The 26,068-nt window shown below is 71.7% G+C and carries 25 protein-coding genes and 1 pseudogene; 15 read left to right on the top strand and 11 right to left on the bottom strand.

The genetic code is table 11. The annotated features are described in order from the left end of the window. Positions 1 to 23 precede the first annotated feature (23 nt). Positions 24 to 959, top strand: a complete 936-nt coding sequence (locus KIH74_RS06545) for a hypothetical protein (RefSeq protein WP_214154871.1) — start codon at positions 24 to 26, stop codon at positions 957 to 959. A 51-nt stretch (positions 960 to 1,010) separates the two neighbouring features. Here the strand turns inward: KIH74_RS06545 and KIH74_RS06550 are convergent, their stop codons facing one another. Both KIH74_RS06550 and lplAB read right to left on the bottom strand, forming a co-directional pair. Further along, on the bottom strand, positions 1,011 to 1,157 hold the full coding sequence (locus tag KIH74_RS06550; RefSeq protein WP_214154872.1) for a hypothetical protein: 147 nt from the start codon (positions 1,155 to 1,157) through the stop codon (positions 1,011 to 1,013). Between the two features lie 50 nt (positions 1,158 to 1,207). Next, positions 1,208 to 2,305, bottom strand: a complete 1,098-nt coding sequence (gene lplAB / locus KIH74_RS38400) for a lipoate-protein ligase LplAB (RefSeq protein ID WP_308113620.1) — start codon at positions 2,303 to 2,305, stop codon at positions 1,208 to 1,210. A 213-nt stretch (positions 2,306 to 2,518) separates the two neighbouring features. On the opposite strand from lplAB, the gene KIH74_RS06560 reads away from it, so the two are divergent. Together KIH74_RS06560 and KIH74_RS06565 are read left to right on the top strand one after the other, a co-directional pair. Beyond that, positions 2,519 to 3,169, top strand: coding sequence for an NAD(P)-dependent oxidoreductase (locus KIH74_RS06560; protein ID WP_214154873.1), 651 nt, complete (start codon positions 2,519 to 2,521; stop codon positions 3,167 to 3,169). Positions 3,170 to 3,294: 125 nt separating this feature from the next. After that, entirely contained in the window at positions 3,295 to 4,617 is a 1,323-nt protein-coding gene (locus tag KIH74_RS06565) for a helix-turn-helix domain-containing protein (RefSeq protein ID WP_214154874.1), read from the top strand. Positions 4,618 to 4,884: 267 nt separating this feature from the next. Here KIH74_RS06565 and arfB read toward each other — a convergent pair whose 3' ends face one another. The 6 genes from arfB to KIH74_RS06595 all read right to left on the bottom strand — a co-directional run bounded on the left by arfB (position 4,885) and on the right by KIH74_RS06595 (position 10,700). Then, complete coding sequence (gene arfB / locus KIH74_RS06570; protein WP_214154875.1) at positions 4,885 to 5,310, bottom strand: alternative ribosome rescue aminoacyl-tRNA hydrolase ArfB; 426 nt, start codon at positions 5,308 to 5,310, stop codon at positions 4,885 to 4,887. Positions 5,311 to 5,353: 43 nt separating this feature from the next. Then, positions 5,354 to 6,205 carry a pyridoxal kinase PdxY gene (pdxY, locus tag KIH74_RS06575; RefSeq protein ID WP_214154876.1) on the bottom strand — a complete coding sequence of 284 codons (852 nt, stop codon included), beginning with the start codon at positions 6,203 to 6,205 and terminating at the stop codon, positions 5,354 to 5,356. A gap of 78 nt (positions 6,206 to 6,283) precedes the next feature. Beyond that, a complete protein-coding gene (locus tag KIH74_RS06580) occupies positions 6,284 to 7,894 on the bottom strand; it encodes an N-acyl-D-amino-acid deacylase family protein (protein ID WP_214154877.1) in 1,611 nt (536 codons plus the stop codon). After that, on the bottom strand, positions 7,872 to 8,276 hold the full coding sequence (locus KIH74_RS06585; protein ID WP_214154878.1) for a RidA family protein: 405 nt from the start codon (positions 8,274 to 8,276) through the stop codon (positions 7,872 to 7,874). The genes KIH74_RS06580 and KIH74_RS06585 overlap by 23 nt, the downstream gene beginning before the upstream one ends. A gap of 83 nt (positions 8,277 to 8,359) precedes the next feature. After that, positions 8,360 to 9,601, bottom strand: a complete 1,242-nt coding sequence (locus KIH74_RS06590; RefSeq protein WP_214154879.1) for a glycoside hydrolase 5 family protein — start codon at positions 9,599 to 9,601, stop codon at positions 8,360 to 8,362. A 55-nt stretch (positions 9,602 to 9,656) separates the two neighbouring features. Continuing rightward, entirely contained in the window at positions 9,657 to 10,700 is a 1,044-nt protein-coding gene (locus KIH74_RS06595) for a LacI family DNA-binding transcriptional regulator (RefSeq protein WP_214154880.1), read from the bottom strand. Positions 10,701 to 10,853: 153 nt separating this feature from the next. On the opposite strand from KIH74_RS06595, the gene KIH74_RS06600 reads away from it, so the two are divergent. From KIH74_RS06600 to KIH74_RS06630, 7 genes are read left to right on the top strand one after another with little or no spacing between them, the layout of a single operon-like run. Further along, on the top strand, positions 10,854 to 12,146 hold the full coding sequence (locus KIH74_RS06600; protein ID WP_214154881.1) for an ABC transporter substrate-binding protein: 1,293 nt from the start codon (positions 10,854 to 10,856) through the stop codon (positions 12,144 to 12,146). Positions 12,147 to 12,163: 17 nt separating this feature from the next. After that, positions 12,164 to 13,111 carry a carbohydrate ABC transporter permease gene (locus KIH74_RS06605; protein WP_214154882.1) on the top strand — a complete coding sequence of 316 codons (948 nt, stop codon included), beginning with the start codon at positions 12,164 to 12,166 and terminating at the stop codon, positions 13,109 to 13,111. Positions 13,112 to 13,123: 12 nt separating this feature from the next. Beyond that, positions 13,124 to 13,942 carry a carbohydrate ABC transporter permease gene (locus KIH74_RS06610; protein ID WP_214154883.1) on the top strand — a complete coding sequence of 273 codons (819 nt, stop codon included), beginning with the start codon at positions 13,124 to 13,126 and terminating at the stop codon, positions 13,940 to 13,942. Then, on the top strand, positions 13,939 to 16,200 hold the full coding sequence (locus tag KIH74_RS06615) for a glycoside hydrolase family 3 N-terminal domain-containing protein (RefSeq protein ID WP_214154884.1): 2,262 nt from the start codon (positions 13,939 to 13,941) through the stop codon (positions 16,198 to 16,200). The genes KIH74_RS06610 and KIH74_RS06615 overlap by 4 nt, the downstream gene beginning before the upstream one ends. Next, entirely contained in the window at positions 16,197 to 17,450 is a 1,254-nt protein-coding gene (locus KIH74_RS06620) for a glycoside hydrolase family 125 protein (protein WP_308113621.1), read from the top strand. Before KIH74_RS06615 ends, KIH74_RS06620 begins: the two co-directional genes overlap by 4 nt. Positions 17,451 to 17,508: 58 nt before the next feature. Beyond that, positions 17,509 to 17,898, top strand: coding sequence for a nuclear transport factor 2 family protein (locus tag KIH74_RS06625; protein WP_214154886.1), 390 nt, complete (start codon positions 17,509 to 17,511; stop codon positions 17,896 to 17,898). Between the two features lie 41 nt (positions 17,899 to 17,939). Next, positions 17,940 to 18,656 carry a helix-turn-helix transcriptional regulator gene (locus KIH74_RS06630; protein WP_214154887.1) on the top strand — a complete coding sequence of 239 codons (717 nt, stop codon included), beginning with the start codon at positions 17,940 to 17,942 and terminating at the stop codon, positions 18,654 to 18,656. 76 nt (positions 18,657 to 18,732) lie between these two features. Here the strand turns inward: KIH74_RS06630 and KIH74_RS06635 are convergent, their stop codons facing one another. After that, positions 18,733 to 19,002, bottom strand: a complete 270-nt coding sequence (locus KIH74_RS06635) for a hypothetical protein (RefSeq protein ID WP_214154888.1) — start codon at positions 19,000 to 19,002, stop codon at positions 18,733 to 18,735. A gap of 119 nt (positions 19,003 to 19,121) precedes the next feature. Between KIH74_RS06635 and KIH74_RS06640 the strand changes: the two genes are divergently transcribed. Further along, positions 19,122 to 20,108 (top strand): ABC transporter substrate-binding protein, encoded by a 987-nt coding sequence (locus KIH74_RS06640; RefSeq protein WP_214154889.1) that lies wholly within the window; start codon positions 19,122 to 19,124, stop codon positions 20,106 to 20,108. Positions 20,109 to 20,115: 7 nt separating this feature from the next. Here KIH74_RS06640 and KIH74_RS06645 read toward each other — a convergent pair whose 3' ends face one another. Next, on the bottom strand, positions 20,116 to 20,559 hold the full coding sequence (locus tag KIH74_RS06645) for an NUDIX hydrolase (protein ID WP_214154890.1): 444 nt from the start codon (positions 20,557 to 20,559) through the stop codon (positions 20,116 to 20,118). Positions 20,560 to 20,599: 40 nt separating this feature from the next. Beyond that, positions 20,600 to 23,257, bottom strand: coding sequence for an ATP-binding protein (locus tag KIH74_RS06650; RefSeq protein WP_214154891.1), 2,658 nt, complete (start codon positions 23,255 to 23,257; stop codon positions 20,600 to 20,602). A gap of 55 nt (positions 23,258 to 23,312) precedes the next feature. Between KIH74_RS06650 and KIH74_RS06655 the strand changes: the two genes are divergently transcribed. From KIH74_RS06655 to KIH74_RS35960, 4 genes and pseudogenes are all read left to right on the top strand, one after another. Beyond that, positions 23,313 to 23,981 carry a hemerythrin domain-containing protein gene (locus KIH74_RS06655; protein ID WP_214154892.1) on the top strand — a complete coding sequence of 223 codons (669 nt, stop codon included), beginning with the start codon at positions 23,313 to 23,315 and terminating at the stop codon, positions 23,979 to 23,981. 423 nt (positions 23,982 to 24,404) lie between these two features. Further along, positions 24,405 to 24,641: a hypothetical protein gene (locus KIH74_RS06660; protein WP_214154893.1), complete on the top strand. Its 237-nt coding sequence runs from the start codon at positions 24,405 to 24,407 to the stop codon at positions 24,639 to 24,641. Further along, positions 24,628 to 25,269: a histidine phosphatase family protein gene (locus KIH74_RS06665; RefSeq protein ID WP_214154894.1), complete on the top strand. Its 642-nt coding sequence runs from the start codon at positions 24,628 to 24,630 to the stop codon at positions 25,267 to 25,269. Before KIH74_RS06660 ends, KIH74_RS06665 begins: the two co-directional genes overlap by 14 nt. A 33-nt stretch (positions 25,270 to 25,302) precedes the next feature. After that, positions 25,303 to 25,823: pseudogene (locus KIH74_RS35960) on the top strand (chloramphenicol phosphotransferase CPT family protein). Positions 25,824 to 26,068: the final 245 nt, after the last annotated feature.

Below are 26,068 nucleotides of genomic sequence, written 5' to 3' on the forward strand. Positions count from 1 at the left end.
ACCGGTGTCACGCCCTGCTGGGTATGAGATCACTTCTCCCCCGCCGCGGGCGGCGGACGGGCAGACCGCTCGTCCTGTTCCTGCTGCTGGTCACGCTCGGCCTGGTGCTGCCGACCGCGACCGCCTCCACCAGCGCCGCCGCGGCGGCGCTCATCGATCCGGGCCAGGTCACGGCCAATTATCAGAACTTCAAGGGCCCGCCGATTCCCGGCTGGAGCGGGCCGGTTTCGGGGACGACAGCATGCCCGGCCGGTCAGCGGATGACCGGGATCGGAGCCGGCGGGTACGTCAGGAGCCTGACCCCGACGGCCACCTTCTCCGGGGCCAGGATGACGGGCCAGGTCGCGTCACCGCTCGACCTCGTGCAGGTGGTCACCCTGTGCGCCCCGAGCGGCCAGTTCGGCGACGTCAAAACGCTGGATGTGCGCGACCACCGGACCGAGGACAAGAGCTCCCAGTACATCCAGACCACGGGACGCTGCCCGGACGGGTACTTCGCGTTCGGCGGCGGGGCGGCTTTCGAGGACAGCTCCGGCACCGTCAGACCGGCGGACTGGGTCGTCGGCAACGGGCCCAGCGTCGACGGATCGAGCTGGCAGTTCACCGCGATGGTGCCGGAATTCGGCCTGACCCTGCGCCTGCGCACCCAGTGTGCGCCCCGCACCGGCAAGGAACTGCTGGTCCAGGAGTTCACCGACGAGGTCACCGGCGCCTGGAAGAACGTGTCCTCCTACGCCCACTGCCCAGCCGGGTACACGCCGATCGCCGGCGGTTTCAGCGTCGCCGACAAATACGGGCAGCAGAGCCTTCCCACGCCCGGTTTCCTCATCGCCGGCAACCTGCGCTGGTCGACCGGCGGCCCGCTCACCGTCGACAACGGGCTCAGGTCCTGGTATTCGAGCGTGCAAATCGCACCCGAGCACCGGCTGATGGTCCGGGCCCAGTGCCTCAGCGCCTGACCAGACCTGGCCCGTCCCCCTCGGCCCCGTGACCGAGGGGGACGGACCCGGTCAGCCGGCCGCCGGGGTGCAGGCCTCCCCCGCGTCACCGGTGCTGATCAGCTCGGTCCGGCCGTCGGCCAGGTTGCGCAGGTAGACGTTGGCCGGCCCCTGCGCGGTCTCGGAGGCGTCGAGATCGGTGGCGCCGGAGTAGAACACGGCCCACGCCCCGTTCGGGGTCAGAGCTCCCGGCCGGCCACCGCCTGAGGTCAGGGCACCCGGGCCAGCCACTGCGGGTCGCGGTACTTGCTGTCGGCCAGTTCCCGCGCCTGCGCCAGGGTGGCGTCGTCCGCCTCGACCGGGGTGAGGCCGTAGCTGTCGCGGAAGTGGCCGAGCATCGCCTCGATCACCTTCTCGCGGGGCAGGCCGGTCTGGCTGCGGATCGGGTCGACGCGCTTGACGGCGCTCTTGACGCCCTTGTCGGACAGCTTCTCGCGGCCGATCCGGATGATGTCGAGCATCTTCTGCGCGTCGATGTCGTACGACATGGTGACGTGGTGCAGCACCGCGCCGGAGGCCAGGCGCTTCTGCGCGGCGCCGCCGATCTTGCCCGCCGGGGAGGCGATGTCGTTGAGCGGCACGTAGGAGGCGTCCACGCCGAGCTCGCGCAGGGCGCGGATCACCCAGGCGTCGAGGAAGGCGTAGGACTCGGCGAAGCTCATGCCCTCGACCAGGGTGGCCGGCACGTACAGCGAGTAGGTGATCGTGTTGCCGGGCTCGACGAACATCGCACCGCCGCCGGAGATCCGGCGTACCACGGTGGCTTCGTGGCGGGCGGCGGCCTCGAGGTCGATCTCGTTCGAGAGAGACTGGAACGAGCCGATGATCACCGAGTTCGAGGCCCACTCCCATACCCGCAGGGTGGGCGGGCGCCGCCCCTCGCCGACCTGCCGGGCGACCACCTCGTCCAGCGCCATCTGCATGTGCGGGTGCTGCTCGCCGGTGGCCAGCAGCTCGAACCGGTGGTCGTGCCAGGCGCTGGAACGGCCCAGGGCCCGCAGTACGGCCAGGCCGACCGAGCGGGGGTCGAAGCCGACCATGACGGCGTCCTGGCGTGCGGTCTCCACGGCCTGCACGAGCGTGGCCAGGGTGGCGTCGGCGGGCAGGCCCTCCAGGGCCTGGGAGATCCGGCCGAGGGCCTCGTCGGGTTCGAGGAAGAAGTCGCCGGAGAGCACGACGCCGGCCAGCAGGCCGTCGCGGATCTTGAGGTCGGCGACCACGAGCTTGCCGCCGGGCACCTTGTACTCGCCGTGCTTGCGGTCCTCGGGCGAGGAGGACGGCGGGCTGGACGGGGTTGCAGAAGTCACGCCCGGTCCAACGGGCCGGTGGCGCCGATCATGCCCGCGCGGATGGGGTTCGGTGCGAGGTCACAGCGGGTCGCTCGGTTCGTCCGGATTCCGCCCGGCCACGGGCCATCTTTATAGACATTGACTAGTTTATAGGCACTGCCTAGTCTGGCGGCCGGCGCGTGGCACTCGCGCCCCGCGTGAACAACCCCATCGAACGGCGGATGCACCCCCATGACCGAGCAGAAGACGTTCCTGGTGTTCGGCGCCACCGGCCAGACCGGCCGGCACTTCACCGCGCTCGCCCTGGAGCAGGAGCACCGGGTCCGGGTCGTGGCCCGGAACCCGGCCAGGGTGACCACTTCTCACCCGAACCTGGAGGTTCACCAGGGCGCCGTCCCCGGTCTGGCGAACCTGGACGGCCTGCTGGAAGACGTCGACTTCGTCGTCTGCATGCTGGGCGACGCGCGGGCGCAGAAGCGCGAGAAGGTGAACACGGCGTTCGTGCGGGAGCTGGTCCCGGCCATGCGCCGGACCGGCGTCAGCCGGTTCCTCTACCAGGCCGGTGGCCTGAGCAAGGCCCCCGGGCGCGAACTGCCGCTGTTCCTCAGGGTGATCAGAAGCACCGTGGCCCGCTCGCACATCGGGCAGCACCAGGACAACGAGGCCGTCATGGAGTATCTGACGCAGGAGGCCGGCGACATCGAATGGATGGTGCCCCGGGCGGGGATCGGCTCGGACGGTCCTTCCCGGGGCATCCTGGAGAGGTCCGCCACGGCCATCAGCATCGGCACCTTCCGCGATGTCGCCGCCTACAACCTGCGCACCGTGACCGACCCCTCGGCCGTGCACACCACCGACCAGAGCGTGTACCGGAAAGGCTGACAGGACAGACGCCTTCGGCTGCTGTCGCGATCAGTCCGATGTGTCCCGCCGCAGCCGTTTCACGGTGCCGCGCGGCTTGTCCTGGGCGATGCGCCGCTCCTGCAACCTCGAGGAGATGGTCCACCTTGCCCGCGGCCGAGCATGCCGGCGCCCGGGGCGAGTACGGTGCCGTGCTGCGCACCGCTCGGGTGGCCGCCGGGCTGACCCTCCAAGAAGCTGCCGCCCTCGCCGGGGTCTCCGCCTCCACGCTCAGCCGGATGGAGACCAACCCCCGCCGTCACTGGGACGTCGGTGAACTTCGCCGCCTGAGCCGACTGTTCGCCATCCCCCCGCACTTGTTCGGTCTGGCAGCACTCGCCGACACCCTTATCACCACTACCCTCGGTCCAGGTGCCGACGAAGAGGGGGACGGACCTATGCGCCGACGCGAGATGCTCACCACCACCGCGGCCGCGATCGCCGGCCTGGCTCCCTCCCCCCCCCAGCCTCAGCAGCCCGCCCCGGGCATGGCCACCAGCATCGAAGACGTCCTGCTCGGCCGCTTCAGCGTCCCGGCGATCAGCGATCAGCAGCTCGCCGCACAGTTGGCCGCCGCCCGTGCCGACTTCCACCAGACCCATTACCACCAGCTCGCCCGTCGCCTGCCTCGTCTGCTGGCTCAGGCCACCGCCGCGCGTGACGCAGCACCGCTGGAGCGGATGCCCTCAGCCCACGGGCGCCTGGCCCAGGCCTACAGCCTGAGCACCCAGCTGCTGATCAAACTGCATGACAACGGCATGGCCTGGGCCACCGCCGACCGGGCCGTGCAGAACGCCGCCCTCAGCCACGAGCCGACGATCCTGGCCGAAGCACGCCGGATGGCGGCCACCGCGATGCGCCGCAGCGCGCACCCCACCGGCGCCCAACGTCTCATGCTCGACGCCGCCCACGACCTGCGAGTCAGCACCGGTCTCACCCAGACCGCCCCCAGCCTCCTGTACGGGCAGATCCTGGCCGCCGCCTCCTACACCGCAGCCCTCCGTGAAGACCGCGACAACGCCTGGGGCCTGCTGAACGAGGCTGACACCGCCATCTGCCACGCCACCAGAACCAGACCGGCCGGGCCGCCCCCGACCAGTAGCCACCTGGATCTGGCCGTCTACAAGATCAGCATCTCCCGTGTCCTGGGGGACTACGGCACCGCGCTCGACCACGCCCGCCGTATCGATCCCTCCCGCATCACCTCTCCCGAACGCCGCGCCCGATACTGGGAAGACACCGCCCTGTCCCTGCACGGCCGCGGACGACCAGAAGCAGCCTTCGCCGCACTCCAAGCCGCAGAACACGACACCCCCCAAGAAGTCCGCCTACGCCCCTGGGCCCAACGACTCACCACCGATCTACTCACCCGCAACAACCACTCCCTGCCCGGCCTCAGGGACTTCGCCACCCGCATCGGCGCGCACTGACCACCCCGCCTCGCCACGTCCCCTTCGGCGCCACCGATGTCGGCCTCGTGTCCGCTCCGGACCCGGTCACGATGAGTACGTCCCGCGTGCCGAGATTCGGCGGCTGCTACGGACATTGCCGCCCTCAGTTCGATCGCCCAGGCTCTGGGTCACCCCGCCCTCGACACCATGATCTGCCACGGAATCACCGAACTGGTCGGTCAGCGTGGAGCTGACCTGGTCCGATGATTGCTGTCAAACGCCCCCGCTCATCGACCGCAGTACAACTCAGTCCGAGGTGTCCCGCCGCAGCCGTTTCACGGTGCCGCGCCGCTTCTTCTGGGCGATGCGCCGCTCCTGCGACCCCCGGGTGGCCCGGGTCGCGCGGCGGGCCCGGGGCGGCGGGGCGAGCGCGCCGGCCACGATCGCGGCCAGCCGCTGCTCCGCCGTCTCCCGGTTCTGCGCCTGTGAGCGCTGCTCGGAGGACACGACCTGGAGCACCCCGTCGGTCAGGCGGGGGCCCAGGCGTTCCAGCACCCGCTCCCGCTGGGCGGGGGTGAGGGCGGTGCTGGTGGGCACGTGCCAGCGCACCTGCACCCGGCTGTCGGTGGTGTTGACGCCCTGACCGCCCGGGCCGGAGGAGCGGGAGAAGCGCCGGCTCAGCTCGGCCTCGGGGATGGTCACGGTCTGGTTCACCTTCAGGGGCCCGGGCATGAGCCCATTGTCCGGGTGGAGCCGGGTGCCGGCGCGCGCGGGCTCAGCGCACCTGCTCGGCGGTGAACTGGAGGCGCGGCGTGGCGTAGAACTCCTGGGCCTGCACCAGCTGGAGCTCCCGCTCGCCGGAGCGGTAGGTGGTCTCGATCAGGTCGAACACGCTGGAGGCCGTGCGCTCCAGGGCCACGGAGGCCTTGCCGCTCTCCCGGTAGTGCGCGGCGAACAGGGCCGCGGTGACGTCGCCCGAGCCGTTGGCCTTGAACGGCAGGTGCGGGGTGCGCACGATCCAGGCACCGGCGTCGTCGGCGGCCAGCATCTCGATCGTGCCCTCCGGCCGGTCGGGCCGCTCGACGCTGGTGACCAGCACGGCGGAGGGTCCCATGGCGCGGGCCAGGTCGGCCGAGGCCAGGGTGGACTCGAGGGTCGAGGGCTCGGTGCCGGTGAGGAAGCCCAGCTCGAACTGGTTGGGGGTGATCAGGTCGGCCACCGGCACCACCCGGTCGCGCAGCAGCACCGGGATCTCGGGGGCCACGAAGCAGCCGGACTTCGCGTTGCCCATCACCGGGTCGCAGGCGTAGAAGGCCGAGGGGTTGGCGGCCTTGACCCGGCGCACGGCGTCGATGATCACGTCACCGATGCCGACGCCGCCCTGGTAGCCGGACAGCACGATGTCGATCTGCGGGAACACCCCGCGCTCCTCGACGCCGAGCAGGACCTCGGCGACATCGGCCGGCGGGATGAGCGGGCCACGCCAGGCGCCGTACCCGGTGTGGTTGGAGAAGTTCACGGTGTGGACGGGGACGACCTCGACACCGATGCGCTGCAAGGGGAACACCGCGGCCGAGTTCCCGACGTGCCCGTGGGCGACGGCTGACTGGATGGACAGAACCTTCATCCGTGCACCATAGAAGCTCGGCACCGGCAGGTCATCAGCGGCTCCGGTGTGCCGGGGCCGGACACCCGGGCGGACCGGTCAGCCGCTCCGGTGCCGCAGCGCCCGGCCGGGCACGGCCTCGGTGCGCTCGCCGTCGTCGATCACCGGCACCCCGGCGACGAGCACGAACGGGATGCCCAACGGTGGACGACGCGGCTCGGCGAACGTGGCGCCGGCCGCGATCGTGTCCGGGTCGAACAGCACCAGGTCGGCCACGACCCCCTCGCGCACCACCCCGCGGTCGCTCAGGCCCAGGCGCCGGGCGGGGCGGGAGGTCAGGTGCGCGATGCACTCCTCCAGGCCGAGAACCCCCTCCTCGCGCACGTAGTGGCCGAGGTAGTGCGGGAAGGTGCCCCAGGCCCGGGGGTGCGGTTTGGCGCCGACCAGCAGGCCGTCGCTGCCGCCGCAGTGGCGGGGGTGGGTCATGACGGCGCGCACGTTCTGCTCGTGGCCGACGTGCTGGAGGACGGTGGTGCCGAGCCGGTCGCGGCGCAGGACATCGGTGAACACGTCGAACGCCTCCCGCCCGGTGTCGGCGGCGATGCCCGCGATGGTGCGCCCGGTCAGGGCGGACAGCTCGCCGTGGCGGACCCCGGAGATCTCCAGGGTGTCCCACTCGGCGGCCACGCCGTGGCATCCGTCGGATCCTTCCACCTCCACCGTGTGGCGGATGCGGGCGAGGGTGGCCGGGTCGCTCAGGCGCTCCAGGGTGGCGGCCGGGCCGCCGGCCGCGGCCCAGCTGGGCAGCACGGCGGCGAGGGTGGTCGACCCCGGCAGGTACGGGTAGGTGTCGAGAGTGACGTCGAGGCCGTCCGCCAGCGCGTCGTCCACCATTGAGAGCAAGTGCCCGGCGCGCCCGGCGTTGACGGCGAAGTTCATCGTGGCGTGGGTCAGGTGCAGGGCCGCGCCGGAGCGGCGGGCCACCTCGATCACCTCGGCATACGCCTCCAGGGCCCCCTTGCCGTAGGAACGCTGGTGCGGTGCGTAGAACCCGCCGTGGGCGGCGACCACCTCGCACAGCGCGACGAGTTCGTCGGTGCCGGCGTACATTCCGGGCACGTAGGTGAGCCCGCTGGACATGCCGAACGCGCCCTCGCGCATCCCGGCGCCGACCAGGGCGCGCATGTGATCCAGCTCGGCGGCGGTGGCGGGGCGGTCGTCGGTGCCGACCGCGAGCATGCGCACCGTGCCCTGCGGCACCAGGTAGGCCACGTTGACGGCGGCCCCGGCGTCGACCCGGTCGAGGTACTCCCCCACGGTGCGCCACGGCCAGTCCAGCCCGGAGGGGACGCCGTTCCAGCCGGCCAGCTGCTCGCGCAGCACGTCGAGGGCGGTTTCGTCGGCGGGGGCGTAGCTCAGGCCGTCCTGGCCGAGCACCTCGGTGGTGACGCCCTGGCTGGTCTTGGCCAGGTGCTGCGGGTCGGTGAGCACGGCCAGGTCGGAGTGCGCGTGCATGTCGATGAACCCGGGGGCCAGCACCAGCCCGCCGGCGTCGAGTTGCCTTGCGCCGGTAGTGGTTCCGACGTCACCGAGCGCGGCGACGCGCCCGCCGGCGACGAGCACGTCGGCGCGCCGGGCTGGTGCCCCCGTGCCGTCGGCGACGAGGGCGCCCCGGATCAGCAGGTCGTCAGCCGAGGACGGCGAGGGCATCGATCTCCACCAGCATCTCCGCGCGCGGCAGGCCGGTCATGACGGTGGTGCGGGCGGGCAGCACGCCGGAGGCGCAGTGCTCGGTGACGTACTCACCGTACGCCTCGTTCATCGCGGCGAAGTCGTCGCGCGTGGTCAGGTAGACGCGCAGCATGACGACGTCGTCGAAGGTCGCGCCGCCGGCGGTGAGGATGGCGTGCACGTTGCGCAGGGTGCGCAGGGTCTGCGCCTTCACGTCGCCGGGGTGCAGGTACTCGTTCGTGTCCGGGTCGACCGGGCCCTGCCCGGAGACCTGGAGCACCGGGCCCTTGCGCACGCCCTGGGAGAAGGTGTGCGCGGGGGCGGGGGCGTCCGTGGTGGTGACGGCGGTGCGGGTGCTCATGCTGGTGGGGCTCCTCGGAAAACGCTGGGGTTGACGTGATCATGCACGATCTGAGCGGCCGTGCCCAGGGCACGGGGCGGGTCTCACACCATGGAGGTGGGCCGTACCAGCTGCTCGATGCCGCGTGCGGCCAGGGCGGCCGGGTCGGCGGCGGTGGTGCTGGTGACCACGGCCGGGAAGTGCCCGGCGGCGCGCAGGTCGTACCAGGCCTCCACCACGGCACCGCCGGGGGCCAGGGCGGCGCGCGAGCGCGGCACGTCGTGCTCGTCGACCTCGACGACGACGGCCCGGGTGCGGGCGGGCACGGCCGGCGGGGTGGCCCGGGCCTGGGCGACGGCCTCGGCGAACGCCCGGCCGAGCGGCTTGACCCGGTTGTCCACGTCGAGCAGGCCCAGGGAGTACTCCAGGTCTTTGTAGTCGCCCAGGTCGCGGCTGACGTCGTGGGAGCACCACCAGGTGATGCCGTACAGGTTCTGGGTGGTGAGCACGGAATCGACGGTGCGGCGGCAGAACTCGGGCATCTGTTCCGGTTGCAGGTTGAGCGCCGGGGCCCCGACCTCCTGCACCCAGACCGGCCGGGCGGGGTCGGTGGCGAAGGCCCGCGACAGCTCGGCCATCCACTCGGCGTGCCGCACCGCCTGGTCCGACAGCCCGCCGTAGCGCTGGCCGGTGCCGTTGAAGATCCAGGAGTGGACGGTGGTCACGTCGCCCAGGCGGGTGGCGTGGGTGGGCAGGAACGGGTGCCCGTCGCGGTACCAGAGGTGGTCGTTCTCGCTGTGGGTGATCACGTGGGCCGGGTCGGGGTCCTGGGCGCCGGCCAGCAGGCTGCGCAGCCAGTGCCCGATCTGCTCGCTGTCGGCGGGCATCGCGGCCGGGTTCGGCGGCTGGAACTGGTTCACCTCGTTGCCCAGTGTCAGGCCGGTGAAGTTCGGTGCGTCGCGCAGGGTTTCGTAGACGGCGCCGACCAGGGCGGCCTGGGCGCGCACGGCCGGCTCGTCGGTGAACATGTTGCCCGCGTGCCAGTTGACCAGCCAGGCCGGCACGAAGTCGAACCCCGACATGTGGCCCTGGATCACGTCGACCGACGCGTCCAGCCCGAACTCCGCGGCCAGGTCGACCACCAGCCGCACGTCGTCGAGGGCGCGGCGCCGGATCAGGGTGCGGTTGGGCTGGAGCACCGGCCACAGCGGGAACAGCCGCACGTGGTCCAGGCCCAGGGCGGCGATCGCCGCGAAGTCCCGCCGGACGACGTCCGCCTCGACGGCCGTCCACTGGAACATCCAGTCCTGGCTGGGGACGTAGTTGACGCCGAAACGCGGTGTCACGGGGCTCCTTCGAAAGAGGGGACGCTGGAACGGGGGGACGTGTGGGCCGGGTCGGTCAGGCGGGTGCGGGCCCGGTGGACTCGCGCACGACCAGCCGCCGGCCGGGAACCACCACCGAGGAGGGCTTCTCGCCGTGCACCATGCGGCGCAGCAGGTCGACCGCGGTGCGGGCGCTGTCTTCCACCGGCGCGGACAGCGCGGTGAGCCGGGGCCGCACCAGCTCGCTGACCCAGGAGTCCTCCCAGGACAGCACCGACAGGTCGGCCGGCACCCGCACCCCCAGCTCGGGGGCGTGCGCGATGACCCGGGTGGCCAGGGCCTCGCTGTCGAGCACCAGGGCACTGACGTCGCCGCGCGCGGCCAGCAGGCCGGCCACCGGATCGGCCGCGTCCTCGTTCCAGGCCAGTGACCGCACGGTGAGGTCGCGCTGCCGGGCGGCGGCGGTGAGAGCCCGGTCGCGCCGCCGGCTGTGGGCCAGGCCGGGCGAGGAGGTGACCCGGGCGATGCGCCGGTGCCCGAGCCCGGCCAGGTGGGCGAGCACCTCCTCCAGCCCGGCGCCGTCGTCGAGCGTGACCCCCGGCACCGCGGACGCGGCCGGGGTCGGGCCGAGCGCCACGGCGGTGGCGGACAGGCTGCGCAGCAACGGGATCCGCGGGTCCTTGGTGCGCAGGTCGACCAGCAGAAACCCGTCCACCCGCTGCTCGGTCCACCACTGCCGGTAGACCTGCTCCTCGTCCTGCGGCTCCACCACCGTGAGCGACAGCGACCAGCCCAGCTCGCCGAGCGGACCGGTGAGCCCGGCGATCAGCCGGATGAAGAACGGGTCGCGCCGGAACGTCTCGGGCGACTGGGTGACCACCAGGCCGATGCTGTTGCCCACCGCTCCCCCGGCCGGGCCGCCCAGCGACCGGGACACCCGCCGGCTGGCCACGTTGGGCCGCCAGTTCAGCGCGTCGGCGGCGTCGCGGATGCGCTGCGCGGTCTCCGGGGAGATGTTGGTGCGGCCGTTGAACACGTGCGAGACCGCCGACACCGACACCCCCGCGGCCTGTGCGACGGCGGCGATGGTGGGTCGCCGGGTGCCCGGGCTGCTGCCCATCTCGACCTGCCCTCCCGTGTTTTGATCAGGTTACCGATCGGCGCCGCACCCTTGACGCGGTACAGCAGTACACCGGTATACCTTACGGCAGACACCTAGTACACCGCTATATCCGTTATCCAGGTCTGTCGTTCCCAGAGTCGGGAGGATCCGATGAGCGAGCTCCTCAGCAGGCGCAGCCTGCTGACCGCGGGCGGGGCCGCCGCAGCCCTCATGTCGTTGTCCGGATGTGGTGCGGTGCAGGCCCTCCGGCCCGCCGCGGGCGGCAAGAACACGCTGGTCGTGCACTCGCAGTTCAACGGCGCCGTGGCCGGGGCCGACGTGTTCCGGGCCGTGGTCGAGCAGTACCGCACCAGCACCGGGCGGCAGGTGGCCACCCTTAGCAACGGCAGCGACCTGCCGATCGTGTTCGAGACCTCCGTGCTGGCCGGCAAGGAGGCCGACATCACGATCGTCAACATGGTCGGCAAGACGCTGGCCTGGACCGCCGAGGACGCGACGATCCCGGTCGAGAACCTGCTAGCAGAATGGGGTCTCGCCGACCGCATCGAGCCCGGCGCGATCCAGGAGTGGACCACCGGCGACGGTCATCTGCGGGCGTTCCCCTACACCCGCACCAACTGGCCGGTGGCCTTCAACACCCGGCTGCTCGAACAGGCCGGCGTCGAGGTGCCGCTCACCTCGCAGGACCTGATCGAGGCCGCGGACGCGTTGCGCGGCAAGGGCATCGGGCCGGTCACCATCGGCGGCGGCGACTGGAGCGGCCAGAAGCTGTTCATCCAGATCATCCAGTCGTTCCTGACCGCCGACGAGGCCGAGCGGGTGTTCGCCACCGGGGTCTTCAGCGAGTCCCCCGGAGCCCTGGCCGGCATCCAGCACTTCGCCGACCTCCGCGACGCCGGCGTTTTCGTGGACAGTGCGCAGGGTTTCACCTCGGACTCGATGCTGACCCAGTACAACACCGGGCAGGCGGCGATCATGTCGTCGATGTCCTCGGCCCTGGCCAAGGTGCCCGCCGAGCGGGCCGCCGAGACCACGATCGGCGGCTGGCCGGTGCCGCCCGGCGCGGTCTCCACCAAACCCACCGTGATCCAGAGCTTCAACGGCATGGGCGTGTGGATCAGCGAGAACGGCGCCGGGAAGCTGGATCTGGTCGAGCCGTTCGTGCGGTGGCTGTTCAGCGACGAGGTGGTGTCGCAGTTCATCACCCGGTCGGGCCGCGACATGAGCGCCGTCACCGACGTCACCAGCACCGACTTCCCGCTCGTGGCCCAGGCCCAGGCGCTGGCCGCCGGCGACACCGTCGACCCGGTGATCCTGCCCGACCTGCTCATCCCCGAGGCGGTCTTCGAGCCCCTGACCCAGGCGACCGCCCAGGCCTTCGGCCCCGGGACCGGCCCGGACCAGATCGTGGACGTGCTCGAAGCCTCGTACAAGAACGCCTGAGAAAGCAGGGATCCCCGATGAGCGTCCCCGTCGGCAGTCAGGTCGAGAACCCGCGCCCGGCATCACCTTCCCCCGTCCCCCAGCGCCCCGCCCCCCGCAACGACCCGGCGGCCTGGCGGCAGAAGTTCCCCGGCCTGGCCCTGCCCGGGCTGGTCTGGTACGCGATCTTCACCGTCGGCCCGGTCGTGGCCATGTTCGTCATCGCGTTCCTGCGCTGGCCCGGCATGCTCGTCGACCCGGGCTTCGCCGGGTTCGGCAACTTCCGCGACGTGTTCGCCGACCCGGTGTTCTGGGACGCGCTGCGCAACAGCGCGGTCCAGATCGCCGTCGGCCTGCCGGTGATGATCGTGCTGGCGTTCCTGCTGGCGTTCTACGTCGTCCGTAAACCCCGTGGCCACCAGGTGCTGCGTTTCATGCTGTTCGTGCCGGCGCTGATCTCGGCCCCGGCCACCGCGCTGATGTTCTACTCGCTGCTGAACCCCGACGGCCTGGTCAACGGGGTGCTGGAGACCCTGGGCATGAGCGGCCGGGCCTGGCTGGCCGACGAGGCCACCGCCCTGCCCTCGCTCATCGTCATCGACCTGTGGGCGGGCATCGGGTACTCCGCGGTGCTGCTGGCCTCCCGGCTGGACTCGGTGGACGAGGAGGTGGTGCAGGCGGCGATGATCGACGGCGCCGGCAACGGCCGCCTGGCCTGGGGCATCTACTGGCCCATCGCCCGCGACTTCATCGGCGTGGTGGCCATGCTCCAGTTCCTGTCCATCCTGTTCAGCTCCGCGCAGAACGTGCTGCTGCTGACCAAGGGCGGGCCCGGCACCTCCACCACCACGCTGTCGTACCTGATCTACCAGAAGGCCTTCGTGGACGCCGATCTCGGCTACAGCCAGGCCGTGGGCATCGTGCTGTTCGTGCTCGGCCTGGCCGGGATGTTCGCCATCCGCCGCCTGCTGCGCCCCACCCACTAGAAGGAGACCGCCGTGAGATTCCCCCGTATCAGCGGGATCCTGGCCTGGGGCTACGCCCTCCTGCTGGTGATCCCCTTCTACTACCTGGTGATCTCGTCGTTCAAGCAGAACGACGACATCTTCACCCACCCGCTGAACCTGCCCAGCACCTGGGACCCCGGCAACTACGGCGAGGCGATCGGCAGCGCCGACCTGGTGCCGGCGGTGGCGAACTCGGTCATCGTCACCGGGCTGGCCCTGCTGCTGACCCTGCTGCTGGCCGTGCCCGCGGCCTTCGCCCTGTCCCGCTCCACCGGGCGGGCCGGGCGCGTCGTCGAGGCCACGTTCTCGCTCGGGTTCCTGATCCCCACCTTCGCGGCGCTGTTCCCGACGTTCCTGCTGGCCGCCTTCACCGGGCTGTTCCACACCCGCACGTTCCTGGTGTTCCTGCTGCCCGCCACCGCGATGCCCCTGGCGGTGGTCATCCTCACCCAGTTCATGCGCACCATCCCCCGCGAGCTGGAGGAGGCCGCGTCGATGGACGGTGCCTCCACCCTGACCATCCTGCGGCACGTGCACCTGCCGATCTGCGTGCCGGGCATCGCGACCGTCGTGCTGCTGTGCTTCCTGTCGTTCTGGAACGAGTACCTGTACTCGCTGATCATCATCGGCCCGGACCCGGCCCAGCGCACCATCCAGGTGGCCCTGCCCACCCTCCAGCTGACCACCGGCACCGACTACGGCGTCCTGATGGCCGGCACGGTGTTCACCCTGATCCCGGTGTTCGCCGTGTACGCCCTCACCCAGCGCCAGATGCAGCGCGCCCTGGTCTCCGGGGCGGTGAAGGGATGAGGCAGCTCCTGGACCGGCTCACCCTGCGCGAGAAGATCGGCCAGCTCAACCAGCGTCTGCCCGGCTGGGACGCCTTGCGCGTCAACGGTTCCCGACTGGAGGTCACCGACGCGCTGAGGCGGGAGGTGGACCGGTTCGGCGGGATCGGGTCGCTGTACGGGCTCCAGCGCGCCGACCCCTGGTCCGGCCGGCACTGGGGCAACGGCATCCCGCCGGAACGCTCGGCCGAGGCCGCCGCGCTGGTGCAGGCGTACGTCGTGGGGCATTCCTCCTCCGGCCTGCCGACGCTGTTCGTGGAGGAGGCCCCGCACGGTCTCCAGGGCCTGGGTGGGCAGGTGCTGCCGGTGAACCTGGCGGTCGGGGCGACCTGGGACGACGACCTGGTGGCCGAGCTCGCCGCCCTGGTCGCGGCGCAGCTGCGCGGGCGGGGCATCCACGTGGCCCTGCTGTCCGGGCTGGACCTGCTGCGTGACCCGCGCTGGGGCCGGGCCGAGGAATGCTTCTCCGAAGACCCCTATCTGGCAGCGCGTCTCGCGGCCGCCACGGTGACCGCCATGCAGGGCACCGGGACGCGGATCGACGACACGCACGTGGCCGTGGTGGTGAAGCACCTCGCCGCGCAGGGCGCCGGGATCGGCGGCCGCAACGGCTCCGGCGCCCCGCTGGGATGGCGCGAGCTGCACGAGATCCACCTGCCCGCCGCCCGCGCCGCGGCGCGGGCCGGGGTGGCCGGGTACATGGCCGCGTACAACGACGTGGACGGCGTGGCGTGCAGCGCGAACCGGGACCTGCTCACCGGTGTGCTGCGCGAGAACTGGTGCTGGGAGGGGATCGTCATGGCCGACTGCACCGCGCTGGACCGGCTGCTCGACGCCGCCCCCGACCACGCCCACGCCGGTGCGCTGGCGCTGCGGGCCGGGGTGGACGTCAGCTTCTGGGACCAGGCCTACGTGGTGCTCGACGAGGCCCTCGACCGTGGGCTGATCGAGATGGCCGACATCGACCGCGCGTGCGCGCGGGTGCTCGGCCTGAAGCAGCGCCTGGGGTTGCTCGATCATCAAACCATGGACGACGAAACTTCTTTCGGAACCGAAGCATCGACCGGGAGCGAGAGCCGGGCCGGGGACGACGCTCTGGCGCATCGGCAGGCACATCGGCTGGCCCATCAGCTGGCCCGCGAAAGTATCGTGCTGCTGAGCAATGCGGGTGTTCTGCCGCTGGCCGCCGGGCAGAGACTGGCCGTGGTCGGCCCGAACGCCGACGACCTGGCCGCCCAGCTCGGCGACTACACCGCGCCCCGGCCGGTTCCCGACCCGGATTCGTCCACAGTCCGTTCCGCGCTGCTGGAGCTGGGTTTCGCGGTATCGTACGCGGCCGGCAGCAAGCTGCGCGAGCGGTTGCCCGGCGGGCTGGACGCGGTGCGCGCGGCGGTCGACGCCGCCGACGTCGCGGTGGTCGTGGTGGGCGGATCCAGCCGCCGGCTGTACGAGTCGGAGTTCGCCGAGAACGGCGCGGTGGCCGGGGCCGATCTGGGGATGACCAGCGGTGAGGGCGTCGACCTGAGCCGGGTCGCGATCGACCCGGTGCAGATCGAGGTTGCCCGGGCCGCACGGGAGGCCGGGCGGCCCGTGGTCGGCGTCGTGATCGGCGGAAGACCGCATTCCGTGACCGAGTTCGCCGGATTCTGTGACGCGCTGATCTTCTCGGCGTTCCCCGGGCCCACGGGTGGGGACGCCCTCGCGGACATTCTCACGGGCGTCGAGTCGCCGTCGGGCCGCCTGCCGGTCACCCTGCCCGGTGGCGAGGGGGTCTGGCCGGTGGCGCACGACGAACGGCGCGAGACCTCCCGCGGCTACGCCGACGCCTCGTACACCGACAACGTCCTTCTCGGAACTGGTCTCTCGTACAGCACTTTCGAGGCCTGTGTGCTGAAGGCCTCCGCCGAGCCGGGCCTTCGGGCCGAGGTGCACGTGCGGGTGCGGAACACGGGCGGGCGGGCCGCGCGTTTCGTCGTCCCCCTGTTCGGCCGCCGGCACGTGCTGGGCATCAGGCCGCGGGTGCGGCAGGTGGTCGGTCATGCCGCGGTCCGGCTGGAGGCGGGAGCCGAGCGGGATGTCGTCTTCCGGCTCGGGGCAGCGCAGTTGGGCACGGTGAGCGCCCGGGGGCTGCTGGAGGCGACACCCGGGCACCTGGACGTGTGGGTCTCGGGCGATCTGCACCCACCCACCGACGCGGTGAGGATCGAGGTGCTGCCGTGAAAGACGTCCTCCAGCCGTACGTCGACCGCGTGCGGCAGGCCTTCGGCGACCCGCGTGTGGCTGCCACGGTGTCGGACGCGCTGGAGCGCACCCTGCGCGACACCCTGACCCGCGACGGCGACGAGTACTTCGTGATCACCGGCGACATCCCGGCGATGTGGCTGCGCGACTCGACCACCCAGTTGTGGCCCTACCTGCGGATGCTCGGCGGGAGCCGGGAGCTCGCGGACGTCGTGGCCGGGGTGCTGCGGCGGCAGTTCCGGCAGATCGGGCACGACCCGTACGCGAACTCGTTCAACCCCGGGCCCACCGGCGCGCACTACGAGCCGGGCGACCTGAACGACGACCCGTGGGTGTGGGAGCAGAAGTACGAGGTGGACTCCCTCGCCTTCCCCCTGCTGCTGGCGCACCGCTGGTGGCGGGCCACCGGCCGCACGGACGTCTTCGACGACCGGGCGCACCGGGTGTTCCGCACGGTGGTGGACCAGTTCCGGCTGGAGCAGCGGCACGAGGAACGCTCGCCCTACCGGTTCGTGCGTCCCGGCGCGATCGCCACCGAGACCCTGACCCGCGAGGGCCTCGGCACACCGGTGGGTTTCACCGGGATGACCTGGAGCGGCTTCCGGCCCAGCGACGACGCCTGCACCTACGGCTACAACATCCCGGGCAACCTGCTGGCGGCCCAGGCCCTGCGCCACCTGGCCGAGATCGCCACCGCCTGCTGGGACGACGCCGCCCTGGCCACGGACGCCCAGCAGCTCTCGGCGGAGATCGTCCGCGCGGTGGCGGAGTTCGGCGTGGTCGAGCACCCCGAGTACGGCCTGATCTACGCCTACGAGGTGGACGGCCTGGGGGGCACCCTGCTGATGGACGACGCCAACATGCCGTCGCTGCTGAGCCTTCCGTTCCTGTCCCCCGGCCTGGTCGACCCGGAGATCTACGCCCGCACCCGCTCCTTCGCTCTCGGCCCCGGCAATCCCTGGTGGTTCAGCGGTCGCGCCGCCTCCGGCGTGGGCAGCCCGCACACCCGCGAGCGCCGGGTGTGGCCGATCGCCCTGGCCGTGGAGGGGTTGACCAGCGGATCACCGCAGCGGCAGCGCGAACTGGTGGACCTGCTGCTGGCCACCGACGCCGGCACCGGGCGGATGCACGAGGCCTTCGACGTGGACGACCCGTCCCGGTTCAGCCGGCCGTGGTTCTCCTGGGCCGACTCGATGTTCTGCGAGCTGGTGCTGACCGTCGCCGAGTGAGCGGATTTCCTGGCAACACCGACACACCGTTGTCGCCCCCGCGTCCCAGAGTGGACGCATGACCGAGAACACGACCCGGACCACCGCCCGGCACTCGCTCGAGCGGTGGCTGACCATGTGGAACACCGACGGCGACATCGCCCGGGAGATCTGTGCCGACGACTTCCGCATCCACTTCGCCGTGACCGAGCCCGACGGGTCGACCCCCGCCGACGACATCCGCACCGCCGCCGACTTCGCGGAGTACCTGCGCTGGTGGCACGCGCAGAACCCGGGCGTCGTGTTCACGCACGTCGCCGACGCCGTCGACGGTGATCACGGCCGGCTGCTGTGGGACGTGCAGGCCGGCGGCCGGCTCGCCGGTGGCGTCGACGTGTTCGACTTCGCCGGGGACGGCCGGATCCGGCGGGTCTGGTCGGTCGGCGGGCAGCGCAGCATGCGCGGCTGACCCACGGCGCCGGTGCGGCGGGCCTCTGCCAGAATCGGGGCATGAAGCGAGCCGAGCGGCAGTACGCCCTCGTCGACCTGCTGCGCGGAGCACGTCGGCCGTGGTCTGCCGCCCGGCTCGCCCGTGAGTTCGGGGTGTCCTCGCGCACCGTGGAGCGGGACATCGCCTCGCTCCAGCTGGCCGGGGTGCCCCTCTATGCGGATCATGGTGCGGCGGGCGGGTACTCGATCCTGCCGGAGTACTCGCTGCCGCCGCTGAATCTGTCCGCCCCCGAGTCGCTGGCGGTCCTGGCCGGGCTCGCGCTACTCGATTCCTCGCCGTACCAGGGGGCCGCGCGCCGGGCCCGGGCCAAGATCGCGGCGGTCATGAACGAGGAACACCGCGGGCCGGTGCAGGAGACGCTGACCCGGATGCAGGTGATCGACGCGGCCGCCCCGGCGGGCGGCACCGTGCCGCTGGGCATGCTCTCCGACGTGATCGCGGCCCGGCGCCTGGTGCGGCTCACCTATCTCGGTGAGGCCGAGGACGGCGGGCCGGATCCCGCCCACGGCACGGTCCGCGACGTCGAGACCATGGGGCTTCTGCGCGCGGGCGACGCGTGGCTGCTCGTCGGCTGGTGCCGGCTGCGGGATGCGGTCCGTGGTTTCCGCATCGAGCGGATCACCCGGCTCGACGTCCTCGACGAGATCCCGCCGCCCCGCGACCCGGCGCTCCTGGAGGCCGACCTGGCGCAGTGGCCGACCCGGCGCCTCGGCTGAGTCCTTCCGCAGGATCTACGCCTACGAGGTGGGCGGCTGCTGTCCCGCGCGAGGGTTGCGGGATCGGGCAGTGAGGCTACACCTCCCCCTTCAACCAACGCTCGATGCGTGCGGCCTCCGACGGTTCGGAACCGATCGCCTTCAACCCTCTGGCAAAGTCTCCGGCCAGTTTCGAGAGCATCGCGACCAGCTCACTCTGTGCAACGCTCTCGCGCTCTGGATCGGGAACCCAATCGGTGCGCGACTCGCAGTGAATCATCACGAGATCCCCACTTGGGCGGAAGATCAAAGTCCGCTCGATGCCCTGCGCGTAAAGATCCACCTCGAACGACACGGAAAAGCTCATCTCCCCAGCTTCCTGGATCGGATCAAGGATCAGGAACCCTTTTTGTACAGCCCATTTTGACTCGGGACGCTGACGCGTCCGCCGTTGCCCGCGAACCGATCCGGCACGAGAGTGGACGCATGACAGCTGATCTGCGCGTCGTGACCGGCAGGTACGACACCACCAGGGCACTGTTCGACGGCAGGGTGCGACTCGATCACGCCTCGGTGACGACCGAGCCCACCCTGCCGGACGTCTTCCGGCGCCTGGTGGACGGTGAGGCGGACGTCGCCGAGTTCGGCCTCACCTTCTACCTCCGCAGCCTCGATCACGGCGCACCGTTCGTAGCACTGCCTGTCTTCCCGGTCCGGTTGTTCCGGCACTCGGCCGTTTTCGTGCACGCCGACAGTGACATCACCGGGCCGGAAGACCTCCGGGGACGCACGATCGGCGAGTTCGGTGTGTACGGCCAGGACCCGGGGGTGTGGGTCAAGGGGATCCTGATGGACGAGTACGGGTTCCGTCCCGCGAGCAACCGGTGGGTCGTCGGCGGCCTGGACCGGCCCATGCCGCCGTTCGGTTTCACCACGCACCCGCACCCGGACGACGTCGAGGTGGTGGCGGCCCCGCCCGGCGAGACCCTCAGCGGCCTGCTCGAGACCGGGCGGATCGAGGCCCTGTTCACCGCCAACGTGCCGCAGCCGTTCCTCGACGGCTCACCGGCCGTGCGCCGTCTGTTCCCCGACTACGAGGCGCGCGAGCGGGACTACTACCGGCGCACCCGGATCTTCCCGATCATGCACGTGCTGGCCGCCCCCCGCGACCTGCTGGAGCGGCGTCCCGGTCTGGCCCGGCAGGTCCACGCCGCGTTCCTGGAGGCCAAGGAGCTCGGGCGGCAGGAGTACCGGGACAGCGCCCGGCTGTACCAGGCACATCACATGATGCCCTGGACCAACGCGCTGTTCGAGGAGAATGCCCGGATGCTGCCGGACGACTGGTGGCCGTACGGCATCTCGGCCAACCGGCACGTGCTGGACACGTTCCTGCGGTACCACCACGAGCAGGGACTGTCACGACGCCGATGGGGCGTGAACGAGGTGTTCACGCCCGAACTGCTGGACACCTGACGGCCCATCACCCGATGGTGCGCAGGATCTCCTGCACCTCGGCGGAGACCCGGGTGGTGTCGCGGGCCGCCCAGTCGTGGGCGTCGTGCTCGTGCGGGTCGAGCCGCAGCACCCCCGTGACGTCGACGGTGAACGTGGACTGCCGGGTGGATGCACCACTGCCGGAGGGATAGTCGAAGCATCCCAGGTACTCGTTCACGTCGAGCACCCTCAGCCCGGTCTCCTCCTCGACCTCGCGCAGGAGGGCCTGGGTCAGTTGCTCCCCCTCGTCCACCGCCCCGCTCGGGAGCTCCCAGCGGCCACCTCTGACGTCGTCACCGGCACGGCGCACGATGAGTACCTGACCGGCGTCGTCGGTGATGACGGCGGCCACGACGTGCCGCTCGATGCCGTCGCGTTCGGCCGCCTCGGTCAGCTCACGCACGAGATGGGTGTCGCAGGCGAAGGTCATGCCGTCAGCGTAGTCATCACCGGGTGCGCGCGGCGTTCCATCACGTCCGTGTCAGCATCTGCGGCAATTCGTCCACCGGTATCCGCACCGCCGCCTGCACCGCCCTGTCCCGCACCTCCGGATCGAGCGCCTCCACCTCGGCCCGCAGCGCGGTCACGGTGGGCGGGTCGGCGTTGTCCAGCCGGATCCCGCGGCGCCCGGCCTCGGCGTAGGCGGCGGCGTGCAGAGTGGCTGCGGCGAGCGGTTTTCCGACCCGGAACAGGGCCAGGGCCCCGTGCACGAGGGTGGACAGCACCTGCCCGGTGTCGTCCTCCTCGCGGAACCAGGCCGCGGCCTCGCGCAGGGGGGCGAACGCCGCGGCGGGGTCGTCGTCCAGGAACGATCGGGCCAGTAGCAGACTGGCGAAGCCGCCGCTCCAGCCGTACCCGTGCTCGCGGGCCTGCCCGACGGCGTCGCGCAGAATCCGGCGCCCCTGCTCCACGTCGCCCTGCGCGACCCGTGCGGCGCCGAGCACCACCTGCGGCAACGCCCCGAACCAGGACTCACCGGTGGCGGCGGCCAGTTCCACGGACAACCGGGCACTTTCGGCCCCACGTGACGGGTCGCCGAGCGCGATCCAGAGCAGGGCCTCGTAGTATCGCAGCTGGCCGAGCAGTCGCCGGCCCTCGTCGTCCTCGGGTTCACCCAGCACCGTGAGCGCGGCCTGCACGTCGTGGCGCACCTGTGACAGGTCGCCGCCGATCCAGTGCAGGCCGGCGGAGGCGGACAGGGCCCAGGCCCGGTCGAGCGCGGGGGCGTGCGGGGCGCTGTGGCGGGCGAGCGCGATCAGGCGCAGGCCCTCGGCGGCGTGCCCGCCGCGTACCCAGAACCATTCCAGCATCGCAGTGGTGCGCAGCGATTCGGCCGGTGCGTGGGCGAGAGCGGCCCGCAGGTTGGGCAGTTCGCGGGTGAGCACGCGCATGGCCCGGGCGGAGCGGCGGCCGCGCAGGTCGGGCACGGTGCGGGCGACCAGGTCCCGGGCCCAGGCGGCGTGCGCGGCGCGGCTGTCCGCCGGGGCCGGGTCGTGCTCGCGGCAGTAGGCGCGGATGATCTCCAGCAGGCGGTAGCGGGCGGGCGTGTCGGTGGTGTCGGCGGTGACCACGGAGCGGGCGACCAGGGAGGACAGGCCGGCCAGGTCGCAGCCGACGGCCCCGGCGGCCTCCAGGGTGAACCCGCCCTCGAAGGGCCACAGCCGCAGCAGCATGGCGCGGTCGCGGGCGGGCAGCAGGTCGACGCTCCAGGCGACGGTGGCCTCCAGCGTGGCGTGCGGGGTGAGGGCGCCGCGCGGAACCCGGCCCAGGGCCGGGAAGTGCTCACCGAGCAGGCCGGTGAGCTCGGTCAGGCTGAGCACCCGGGCGCGGGCGGCGGCCAGTTCCAGGGCGAGCGGGATGCCGTCGAGAGCGTCTGCCAGCCGGTCGATCTCGTCGGTCTCGACCGGGTCGGGGTGCCAGCCGGGGCGGACGGCGGCGATCCGGTCGGCCAGCAGGGTGACGGCGTCGGGGTGCGGCATCGGGCCGACGGGCAGCAGGCGCTCGCCGTCGACGCCGAGGGCCTCGCGGCCGGTGGCCAGCACGCGCAGGTCCGGGTTGTCGGCGAGCAGGGTGAGGGCCAGGTCGGCGACGGCGCCGGTGAGGTGCTCGCAGTTGTCGAGCACCAGCAGCCCGCTGATCCCGGTGAAACGGGGCGGGGTCTCGGCCAGTCCCAGGGCGGTCGCGATCGCCGAGGGGAGGTCGAGGGGCGAGCGGACGTCGGCGAGGCGGGCCAGCGCGGCGTCGTGCGCCCACTCCAGGGCCAGCCGGGTCTTGCCGGCTCCTCCGGGGCCGACCAGCGTCACCAGTCTGGATTCCGCGAGAGCCGCTGTGAGGAGGTCTTTCTCGGTTCGGCGGCCGACGAACCGGGTGAGGGGACGGCGCGGGGTGGGCGGGCGCAGCGTGGCGGACAGCAGCAGGGACGGGTCCTGGGCCAGCAGGCGGCGTTCGAGGTTCTGGAGACCCGGGCCCGGATCGACGCCGAGGTCGTCGGCGAGCAGGCCGCGCACCCGGCGCAGCGCGGCCAGCGCCTCGGCCTGGCGGGCGCTGCGGTAGAGGCCGAGTATCAGTTGTTCCCAGCGGCGTTCGCGGTAGGGCTCGTCCTGCACGGCGGGTAGCAGCTCGGTGACGGCGGCGGGGGCGTCGCCGACGGCGAGCAGGGCGGCGGCGCGGTCTTCGACGGCGGTGGCGCGCAGGCCGTTCAGGTGGGCGCGCCCGGCCTCGGCGTAGGCATCCAGGTCGGGGTAGGGGCGCCCGCGCCACAGCGCGAGGGCCTGCCCGTACAGGCCGACGGCCTCGGCGGGGCGGGCGGCGGTGCGGGCCTGGTCGAGCAGGGCCTCGAAGTCGGCGGCGTCGCAGCGGGTGGCCAGGGCGTAGCCGCCCGGGCCGCGGGTGAGGGTGGCGGCGGGCAGCACCCGGCGCAGCCGGGAGACGTAGGCCTGGATCGAGGCGGCCGGGCCGGCGGGTGGTGAGTCACCCCAGATCGCCTGGGCCAGGCGGTCTTCCGGCACCGGGGCGCCACGGGCCAGGGCCAGGGCCTGCACCAGGCGGCGCGGTTGCGGGCCGCCGACGTCGACAGTGGTGGATCCGGCCGTCACCTGGAGCGGTCCCAGCACCCGGCAGATCAGCACGACAGGGAGCATAGGTTGCAAGAAGTCTGCAAGGCCATCCGGGCAGGTTGTCGCCATGACGACAACGACCGCGACGGTCGACACCTGGGAAATGACGATGGCGCACCGCTTCTACCGCCGCGAGTTCGCCGTGCTGCCGGCGATCATCCGGGCCGCGCCGGCCGGGGACCGGGCCCGCGCCCGGCTGGTCGGCGACCATCTGGGCATGGTCACCTCGGCGCTGCACCACCATCACGAGGCGGAGGACGACCTGCTGTGGCCGCTGATGCTGGAGCGGGTCGGGCCGGACGCCGCGACCGTGCACCGGATGGAGTCGCAGCACGCCCACCTGGCTGGGCTGCTGGCGCGGCTGGAGGAGCTGAACACCCGCTGGCGGGCCGAGGCCGGTGCCGGGGTGCGCGACGAGCTGGCCGATGTGCTGGCGCAGGCCTCGGCGGTGCTGGACGAGCACCTGAGCGACGAGGAGAACGACCTGCTGCCGCTGGTTCCCGGCAACATCACGGTGCGGGAGTGGGATGCGGTGATGGAACGGGCCCGGCAGGACTCGGGCAAGGCCCTGGGGATGAGGAGGTCGCTGGTGATGTTCGGCGGGATGCTGGAGGAGGCGCCCGAGGCCGAGCGGCGGCGGATGCTGGCGGAGGTGCCGGCTCCGGTGCGCCTGGTCTGGCGGGTCTACGGGCGGCGGCTGCACGAGAGGAGCCGGGACGCCGTGCGGCGGGGCTGATCGGCTGACCCTGGCGCCCGGTTTGCCTAGGCTCTGTGATCATGGACCCCGCGCTGCTGACCGGTCTGGCGAGCGAGATGCTGATCCAGGCCGGTACGCACCTGAGCGACCCGGTGATCAGGGCGGCGCGCGCCCGGGTGCTGGGCGACCCGGAGGCCCGGGCCCTGCACCGGGCGCTGGCCGGGGCGTTCGCGGCCCTGGAGCCGCGGCACCGTCAGCTGCTGGCGGGCTACGAGGTGAACACCGGTTTCTGGCAACATCCAGCCCCACCTGCGCCGGGTCTTCGACGTCGATCTGACCGCCGAGGCGTTCCTTGCGCAGTGCGACGAGCCCAGTCGCCTCACCGGGCCGGTGCTCGCGTGCGACCGTGCTGCCGGATCTTCGGGATGGCTGCTCGTCCCGCGGACCGAGGACGCGGCCTGCGTGGTCGACAGCATTGTATTCTCGCCGCAAGCCGACGACTTCGTGGTCGAGGCAGAACTGTTCGACGCCGGCCGGGTCCTGGGTCGGCAGGGCGTCAACGTGGATGCGGCAGCAGCCTTCGTGCTCGCCGCGCCGGACGGTGACGCCGACGTGGTCGAGGCGGCAGCACTGCGGCTATCCGAACAGGTGAAGGTCTCCTACCGCCTCATCGAGGAGGAGCCCGATGCACGGAACTGAATTCGTCTTCATGAGGCATGCCGAGTCCCGGAGCAACCTGCTCGGAACGGTGACCTCGGCACGGCCCGGCTCGGGTCTCAGCGCAGACGGTGCCCTGGAAGCTCGGCAGGCGGGCACCAAGAGTGCGCTGGGCCAGCTGTCCGCGGTCTTCTCCAGCCCTCTCGAGCGAGCCCGGAAAACCGCTGAACATGTACGGGACGAGCTCCCCGGGCGAACCTCTGAGCTGGCTGTCCACACCGACGACCGGTTGTGTGAGTTCGAGGTGGGGGTGCTGGAAGGGCGCACCGATCACGTCGCCCGGCAGCAGCTGTGGAGTGCTTGGTCCCGATGGCTTGATCAGGAAGATCTGGAACACCGGCCGGCGGAACGGTCCGAGAGCGGGCAAGAGGCGGTGGACCGGTTCCAGGACTTCGTCCGGTCCACCGCGAAGGTTCGGCCCGGCGAGCGGATTCTGGTCGTCAGCCACGGAACCCTTCTTCAACTCGCGCTGACCTGCCTGTGTGTCAACATTACGCGCAACGTCCACGACCGGTGGATCAGCAATACCGGCCTGGTCCAGACTACCTATGTGAACGACGAACTCATCTGCCCTCATTGGGAAGCTCCGCGACCGAAAGTGGTGCTCTGAAGAGTGCCGGCCGACGGGAGAACCGGCCCGCAGATCCTCGTCCTCAACGGTGGATCGAGCTCTGGAAAGACATCGGTGGCCAGGGAACTGCAAGAGGTGATGGACGGAGTCTGGCTGCGCCTCGGCGTGGACACCCTGATCGAGGCGCTGCCTGCATCCTTCTTCACCGGCAGCGCCCTGACCTTCGCCCCTGACGGAGAAGTTTTGGTGGGCAACGGTTTTCAGCAGGTCGAGGACTGGTGGATGGCTGGTGTCGCCCGTATGGCCGAGGCAGGCGCACAGATCCTGATCGAAGACAATTTCGTCAGCGGTCCCGGCGGGCAGCACCGCTGGCAGGCGGCCCTGGCCGGTCTGCGGTGGGCTGGGTGGGAGTGCGCTGCGACCCAGCCATCGCAGCCGAACGGGAACACACTCGTGGCGATCGGGTCACCGGGATGGCGGCCAAGCAGGCGGACGCAGTGCACCAGGGCATCGCCTACGACCTGGAGGTCGACACCGGCGGAGAGACACCGGCCGAGGTCGCGGCTCACATCCGGAGCCACTTCTTCGGTTGATCCGGCTACTGCAAGAGAGCTCAGGGCTCCGGCGCCGACCGGAGCCCTGAGTTTGCAGAAACGATCAAGCGACGGACTGCTCTCATCAGGCCGGATCAGCCTGCCCACGATCGTGGAGGCAGCCAGCCGTGCGCGCTGTCACGTCCTGGCCGTCGTCCGCCGCGGGCCCACCAACAGCTCACCACAGCCGTTCCGGTCCGAAGCATCAGAACCTGGCCGGGTCCCACCTCGACATCCCCGCCAGC

Source organism: Kineosporia corallincola (assembly GCF_018499875.1).
In the GTDB taxonomy this organism is placed as follows: Bacteria; Actinomycetota; Actinomycetes; order Actinomycetales; family Kineosporiaceae; genus Kineosporia; species Kineosporia corallincola.